We start from the raw sequence: 6,901 nt of genomic DNA, 5'->3' as shown, positions 1-6,901 counted from the left end.
GCCTCTTCGAACCGGTCGAACGGGAACTGTTCCGTCTTGCACTTGATCTCCTGCATGGCGAGCACATCGATGTGCTCGCGCACCGCGAAGTCGACGATGCGGTCGACCCGCGCGCGGATGGAGTTGACGTTCCAGGTGGCCAGACGCATGGGGTCAAGCCTATTCGGGGCCGCCGACGTCGCTCGTCGCCTCTTGCCAGACGGTGGGGCGGGCTGACAGGCTCGCGCATACCCAGGGAAGGGGTATGACATGCGCAAACCCGCGCTCGCGTTCGCCGCTGCCGCAGCGGCTCTGCTTTTCCTGTCGGTCGGCACACCGGCCCAGGCGATCACCGACGGCGTCCCCGACGGCGACGGCCACCCCCAGGTCGGCCTCATGGTCGCCTTCGACGAGGACGGCCCGGCCTGGCGCTGCAGCGGCACCCTCGTCTCGCCGACCGTGTACGTCACGGCCGGCCACTGCACGTTCGGGGCGACGCACGTCGAGCTGTGGTTCGACGACGACGTGAGGGATGCCGCGGCTCACGGCTACCCGAACACCGGCGAGGTGTCGGGCACGCCGTACACGCACCCGCAGTACGACGACGCGGCGTTCTACCTCTACGACCTCGGCGTCGTGGTGCTCGACGAGCCGGTGATCCTCGACCACTACGCGTCGCTGCCGGCCCTCAACCAGCTCGACGTGCTGGCGAACAAGAAGGGGCAGCAGGACCGCAGCTTCACCGCCGTCGGCTACGGGCTGCAGAAGAGCTTCCCCGACGCGGCGTCGTGGAAGACCCAGGCCGAGCGGCTGCGCATGGTGTCGACGCCCCGGCTCGTCTCGATCAACACCGGTTACACCGGCGACGGCTCGCTGATCCTGTCGAACAACGCGAACACCGGCGGCACGTGTTCGGGCGACTCGGGCGGCCCCAACTTCATCGGCAGCTCGGACGTCATCGCGGGTGTCACGTCGTTCGGCAAGAACGAGACGTGCGCGGGCACCGGCGGCGTCTACCGCCTCGACCGCGCGGACGACCTCGACTGGCTTGCGACGTTCCTCGGCTGAGGGGCTGAGGGCCTGACCGGCTGAGCGGGCTCGGGTGTGGGGATGCGGCATCCGTAGAATCGACGGCATGACCGCCGCCTCCACGTCCGAGCTCGAAGCCGACCGCCAGCGCCTCATCGGCCTCATCAAGGACGAGGCGGTGTTCCACGGCGACTTCACGCTCTCCAGCGGCAAGAAGGCGACGTACTACGTCGACATGCGCCGCCTCACGCTCGACCACCGCGCGGCCCCCGCGATCGGCCGCATCATGCTCGACCTCATCCGCGACGTCGACGGCATCGTCGCGGTCGGCGGGCTGACGCTCGGCGCCGACCCGATCGCCAACGCCGTCATGCACGAGTCGGCACGCACCGATGCGTCGCTCGACGCGTTCGTGGTGCGCAAAGAGGCGAAGGACCACGGCCGCGGCCGCCAGGTCGAGGGCGCCGACATCGTCGGCAAGCGCGTGGTCGTCGTCGAAGACACCTCCACGACCGGGCAGTCGGCGCTGAAGGCCGTCGAGGCGCTGCGCCGCGAGGGCGCCGAGCCCGTCGCGGTGGCCGTCATCGTCGACCGCAAGACCGGCGCGCAGGCCGCCGTCGAGGCCGAAGGGCTCCAGTGGCTGGCCGCCATCGACCTCGACGACCTGGGTCTCGCGCCGCAGTAATCCCGCGAGAGGTGTCACACGCCGGCGGCGGCCGGTGTCTTCATGTGCAGGACGATCCGTTCCACGACATGGAGGAAGACATGAGCACCACGCGCATCCCCGCCGCCGAGATCACCGGCCTGAAGGGCGCGGCCATCAAGGCGGTGGCGCGCAGGATGGCCGGCAAGGTCCCCGACTCCCTCGGCGTGCTGTGGCACCACCAAGGGGTCATGAAGGACTCGATGAGCATCGGACGCAAGACCGAGGGGTGGCACGAACTCGACCCGAACCTCGCGTCGTACGCCGTGATGGCCGCCGCCGCGAAGATCGGCTGCAGCTTCTGCCTCGACTACAACTACTTCGTCGCGCACAACCACGGTCTGGACGAGACCAAGGTGCGCCAGGTGCCGCGCTGGCGCGAGTCGGACGCGTTCACCCCGCTCGAGCGCCGCGTCATGGAGTACGCCGAAGCCATGTGCGACACGTCGCCGACGGTGACCGACGAGCTGTCGGATGCGCTGCGGGCCGACCTCGGCGAGGCGGGTCTCATCGAACTGGCGGCCCGCGTCGCGTTCATGAACATGTCTGCGCGCATGAACGTGGCACTCGGCATCCACTCGGAGGAGTTCGCCGACGCGTGCGGTCTGGCCCCGCTCGCCGAGCGCCCCGCCGTCGGATCCGCCGCGTAGGCTCGCGCGCATGAGCACGCCTCACGCCGACGACCCGTTCGTCGTGCACCGGAACCTGCTGTTCACCGTCGCCTACGAGATGCTCGGCTCGGCCGCCGACGCCGAGGACGTCCTGCAGGAGTCGTGGCTGCGCTGGGCCGCCGTCGACCGGGCGACGGTGGCCGAGCCGCGCGCGTACCTCGTTCGGATCGTGACGCGGCAGGCGCTCAACCACCTGCGCACGCTGTCGCGCCGCCGCGAGGACTACGTGGGGGAGTGGCTGCCCGAGCCGCTGCTCACGAGCCCCGATGTCGCGGAGGACGTCGAGCTCGCCGAGAGCCTGTCGATCGCGATGCTCACCGTGCTCGAGACCCTCGCGCCGGCCGAGCGCGCGGTGTTCGTGCTGCGCGAGGTGTTCGATGTGCCGTACGACGAGATCGCGGATGCCGTCGGCAAGAGCCCTGCGGCGGTGCGGCAGATCGCCCACCGCGCCAAGGACCACGTCGCCGCCCGCCGGCCCCGTGTGACCGTCATGCCGGCCGAGCACGAGGAGGTCGTGGAGCGCTTCGTGGCGGCGCTCAACACCGGCGACCTGCAGGGGCTCATGGACGTCATGGCGCCCGACGTCGTGTCGGTGGCCGATGGCGGCGGCAAGGTCCGCGGCGCGGCACGGCGCCCGATCATCGGGTCCGACAAGCTGGCGCGTTACCTCGTCGGCAGCATGGCCAAGCTCACGGGGACGCTCGTCGCCTCGCCGGCGTGGATCAACGGCCTGCCCGGCATCCGCATGGAGCTCGACGGGGTGCTGGCGGGCGTGGTCACCCTCACCGTCGAGGACGGGCGGGTCACCCGGATCTACTCGATCGCGAACCCCGACAAGCTCGGCCGGGTCGACGCGGAGGCGCTGGTGGCGCGCTGATCAGTCGCCGCCCTTTCCACGGCCCCGCCACAGCTGCCACACCACGACGACGAGGGTGGTGAGCACGATGACGGCCGAGACCGCCAGCAGGATCGTCTGGTCGGTCTGCGAGATCATGCCGCGACCCTACCCGGCAGAGGCGGAGTCCCGCACGACCGTCGCGAGCAGGCGCACCGCCTCGTCGACGAGGGGGTCGGCGAGGTCTCCGTAGCCGAGCACGAGCCGCTCGGGCGCCGGCGCGTCGGGCGACACCCGATAGCGGCGGATGTCGGTCAGCCCCAGGTCGTGAGGCTCCGCGGCGCGCACGACGTCGGCGGCGCGCACGCCGGGCGGCAGATCGAGCACGACGTGCAGTCCCGCGGCGATGCCCGAGACCCGGCACTCCGGCAGCATCCGGGCGAGCGCGTCGAGGAGCGCCTCGCGGCGGCGCCGGTAGCGGGTGCGCGCCGCGCGCAGGTGCCGGTCGAGACCGCCGGTCGTCAGGAACCGCGCGAGCGCGAGCTGGTCGAGCGTCGAGGGGTCCGGGGCGCCGGCATCCCGGACCGCCCTCTGCAGCCACGGCGGCAGCACGAGCCAGCCGAGACCCAGGGCGGGGGATGCCGTCTTGCTGAGGCTCCCCGCGAGCACGACCCGGTCGGGGGCCAGGGCCTGCAGGGCGCCGATCGGGCGGCGGTCGTAGCGGAACTCGGCGTCGTAGTCGTCCTCGATCACGACGCCGTCGCACGAACGCGCCCACGCGACGAGTCCCTCGCGCCGCTCGGGCGACAGCGCGGCGCCGACCGGGAACTGGTGCGCCGGCGTCACGAGTGCTGCGCGGGCGCCCGTGCGGGCGGATGCCGCCACCAGCGCCGCGACGTCCACGCCATGCTCGTCGAGCCGTACGGGCACCGATGCGAGCCCCTCGGCGGCAGCGACCTGGCGCATGCGCGACCAGGACGGATCCTCGACGAGCAGTGCGGTGTGCCCGAGGCCGCGGAGCGTGCGCGCGACCCGGCGCATGCCGTCGGTCGCCCCGTGCGTGACGACCACCGACGCCGCGTTGGCACGGGCGAAGCGCGAGCGCGACAGGTATGCCGCGACGGCGGCTCGGGCCGCGGGCACGTCGCCGTCCAGCCGGAAGAGCTCGGCATCGGGCGTCTCGGCGAGCGTCTCGGTCAGCGCGCGCAGCCACAGCGCCCGGGGCGCATGACGCAGGTCGGGCACGCCGGGGGCGAGGTCGTACCGCGGCCGGCGCAGCGGCGCCGCAGGCGAGGGCTCCGGGCGCGGCGCGGTGATCGCGACCGAGGCCGTAACGCGCGTCGCCGACCCCGTCCGGGCGTCGAGGATCCCCTCGGCCGTGAGCCTGCCGTACACCTCGGTGACGACCCACCGCGAGACGCCGAGCGAGGCCGCGAGCAGTCGGCTCGGGGGCAGGGCGGCGCCGGCCGGCAGGCGGCCGGCGGCGACGGCATCCCGCACCGCCAGCTCGAGCCGCACGTGACGCGGGCCGTCGTACGCGGCGAGGTCGAGAAGGGTCTCCCAGGCGATCGGATTGGTCTGGGCTTCTGCCATGGAATCGGATCGTACTCCCAGACCGCTCACGTTCCATCATGGAGGCACCCCACCGAAAGGACCGTCATGCAGTACCGCACCATCTCGAACGGCACCACCTCTTTCGAGGTCTCGACCCTGTGCCTCGGTGCCATGAACTTCGGCACCCTCACCGACGCGGCGACGTCGCGGCAGATCCTCGACCGGTTCGTCGACGCCGGCGGCACGTTCGTCGACACCGCCAACAACTACAGCGCGTGGGCCGGCGGTCACGGCCGCGACAGCGAGGACGTGCTCGGCGACTGGATCGCTCGTCGCGGCGGACTCGGCGACGTGCGCCTGGCCACCAAGCTCGGCGCCGCCAAGAAGGACCCGGCGCTGCCGCTGCAGAACGTCGAGCCGACCAACTTCCAGGGTCTGTCGGCCGAGGTCGTCGCGTGGGAGGCCCGCGAGAGCCTGCGCCACCTCGGCATCGAGCGGCTCGATGTGCTCTATGGCCACGTCGACGACCGCGAGACACCGGTCGCCGAGACCGTCGCCGCGTTCGGTGAGCTGCAGCGAGAGGGACTCGTCGGCATCTCGGGCATCTCGAACATCGCGGTCTGGCGTCTCGTCGAGGCGCGCGACGAGGCCCTCCGGCAGGGCGTCGACCCGTACGGCGTGATCCAGCAGGGGTACAGCTACGTGTACCCGAGCCCCGGGTTCGGCCGCACCAACGACGTGTCGCCCGACCTCCTGGACTACGTCGCCTCGGCCGGCGTCGACGGTCGCCCGCCCCTCACGATCACCGCGTACTCGCCCCTGCACCAGGGAGCGTTCACGCGCGACGACAAGCCGATGTGGCCCGCCATGCGCCACGCCTCCAACCGCGACCGAGTGCGCGTGCTTCACGACGTCGGAGCCGAACTCGGCGCGACGCCCAACCAGGTGGCGCTGGCGTGGTTGCTGGGCGGCGAGGTGCCGGTGATCCCGGTGATCGGGCCGTCGACGGTCGCGCAGCTGGAGGAGCTGCTCGCCGCCGCCGACCTCGAGCTCGACGCCGACGTGCGCGCACGCCTGGATGCCGCCGACCTCGGGGTCGCCGCCGTCGCGGCGTGACAGGCCGGAGGGGGGCGCCGGGCGCTGCGGAAGCCCGACGCCCCGCTCCTGCGTCGCCGGAGGCGCGGACGATGGACGAGGGATGCCGCGGGCCGCGGCATCCCTCGTCCGAGGTTCCGGGGGACCGGCCTAGAGCAGCTCGGGGTCCTCGGACTCGACGGGCTCGGGGTCGAGCAGCTCGGCCACCGACGTCAGCACCTCGTCAGGGCGGAACGGGTACCGGGCGATCTCGGCGGCATCGCTGATGCCGGTGAGCACGAGGACGGTGTGCAGGCCCGCCTCGATGCCGGCGACGACGTCGGTGTCCATGCGGTCGCCGATCATGCCGGTGTTCTCGGAGTGCGCGCCGATGCGGTTGAGCGCCGAGCGGAACATCATCGGGTTGGGCTTGCCGACGACGTACGGCTCCATGCCCGTCGCCTTCGTGATGAGGGCCGAGATCGCGCCCGTGGCCGGCAGCACGCCCTCGGTCGAGGGTCCGGTCGCGTCGGGATTCGTCGCGATGAACCGGGCGCCGGCGCCGATGAAGCGGATCGCCTTCGTGATCGCCTCGAACGAGTAGTTGCGGGTCTCGCCGACCACCACGTAGTCCGGGTCGGTCTCGGTCATGATGAACCCGGCCTCGTGCAGCGCCGTCGTCAGGCCCGCCTCGCCGATCACGAACGCCGACCCGCCCGGCATCTGCGACTTCAGAAAATCCGCCGTGGCCAGGGCGGAGGTCCAGATCGACTCCTCCGGGACGATGAGCCCGGACGCCCGCAGCCGTGCCGACAGATCACGCGGCGTGAAGATCGAGTTGTTGGTGAGCACCAGGAACGGCACGCCCTGCTCGCGCCACTGCGCGAGCAGTTCGGCGGCGCCCGGGATCGGGGTGTTCTCGTGCACCAGCACGCCGTCCATGTCGGTGAGCCAGCATTCGATGTCGGACCGCGTGCGCATGCGTAAAGACTAGGTGCCGCGCAGGCGTAGGGTCGATGCCGTGACGTGGGACCCCCGCAGCCTTCCCGACCTGAC

At 71.8% G+C, this 6,901-nt stretch carries 8 protein-coding genes; 5 read left to right on the top strand and 3 right to left on the bottom strand.

The window, feature by feature from the left end; translation table 11 throughout:
* Nucleotides 1-149: endonuclease/exonuclease/phosphatase family protein (locus tag ACTHNQ_RS08770; RefSeq protein ID WP_440332902.1), on the bottom strand; the 149-nt coding region annotated here is incomplete at its 3' end.
* Between the two features lie 100 nt (nt 150-249).
* Between ACTHNQ_RS08770 and ACTHNQ_RS08765 the strand changes: the two genes are divergently transcribed.
* The 4 genes from ACTHNQ_RS08765 to ACTHNQ_RS08750 all read left to right on the top strand — a co-directional run bounded on the left by ACTHNQ_RS08765 (nt 250) and on the right by ACTHNQ_RS08750 (nt 3,259).
* Entirely contained in the window at nt 250-1,047 is a 798-nt protein-coding gene (locus tag ACTHNQ_RS08765; protein WP_440332900.1) for a S1 family peptidase, read from the top strand.
* A gap of 67 nt (nt 1,048-1,114) precedes the next feature.
* Nucleotides 1,115-1,693, top strand: a complete 579-nt coding sequence (pyrE, locus tag ACTHNQ_RS08760; RefSeq protein WP_440332898.1) for an orotate phosphoribosyltransferase — start codon at nt 1,115-1,117, stop codon at nt 1,691-1,693.
* 80 nt (nt 1,694-1,773) lie between these two features.
* Nucleotides 1,774-2,361: a carboxymuconolactone decarboxylase family protein gene (locus ACTHNQ_RS08755; protein ID WP_440332896.1), complete on the top strand. Its 588-nt coding sequence runs from the start codon at nt 1,774-1,776 to the stop codon at nt 2,359-2,361.
* Between the two features lie 10 nt (nt 2,362-2,371).
* Nucleotides 2,372-3,259 carry an RNA polymerase sigma-70 factor gene (locus ACTHNQ_RS08750; RefSeq protein WP_440332894.1) on the top strand — a complete coding sequence of 296 codons (888 nt, stop codon included), beginning with the start codon at nt 2,372-2,374 and terminating at the stop codon, nt 3,257-3,259.
* A gap of 126 nt (nt 3,260-3,385) precedes the next feature.
* Here ACTHNQ_RS08750 and pdxR read toward each other — a convergent pair whose 3' ends face one another.
* On the bottom strand, nt 3,386-4,810 hold the full coding sequence (pdxR, locus tag ACTHNQ_RS08745; RefSeq protein ID WP_440332892.1) for a MocR-like pyridoxine biosynthesis transcription factor PdxR: 1,425 nt from the start codon (nt 4,808-4,810) through the stop codon (nt 3,386-3,388).
* Nucleotides 4,811-4,876: 66 nt separating this feature from the next.
* On the opposite strand from pdxR, the gene ACTHNQ_RS08740 reads away from it, so the two are divergent.
* A complete protein-coding gene (locus ACTHNQ_RS08740; protein ID WP_440332890.1) occupies nt 4,877-5,887 on the top strand; it encodes an aldo/keto reductase in 1,011 nt (336 codons plus the stop codon).
* 129 nt (nt 5,888-6,016) lie between these two features.
* Here the strand turns inward: ACTHNQ_RS08740 and ACTHNQ_RS08735 are convergent, their stop codons facing one another.
* The gene (locus ACTHNQ_RS08735; RefSeq protein ID WP_440332888.1) at nt 6,017-6,826 is read right to left on the bottom strand and encodes an HAD-IIA family hydrolase; all 810 of its coding nucleotides are present in this window, start codon (nt 6,824-6,826) and stop codon (nt 6,017-6,019) included.
* Nucleotides 6,827-6,901 lie beyond the last annotated feature (75 nt).

It is taken from the genome of Microbacterium sp., from assembly GCF_051953575.1.
Lineage (GTDB): Bacteria > Actinomycetota > Actinomycetes > Actinomycetales > Microbacteriaceae > Microbacterium.
Note: the sequence above shows the minus strand (reverse complement) of the source record. Positions and strands in the feature narration are given on the sequence as shown.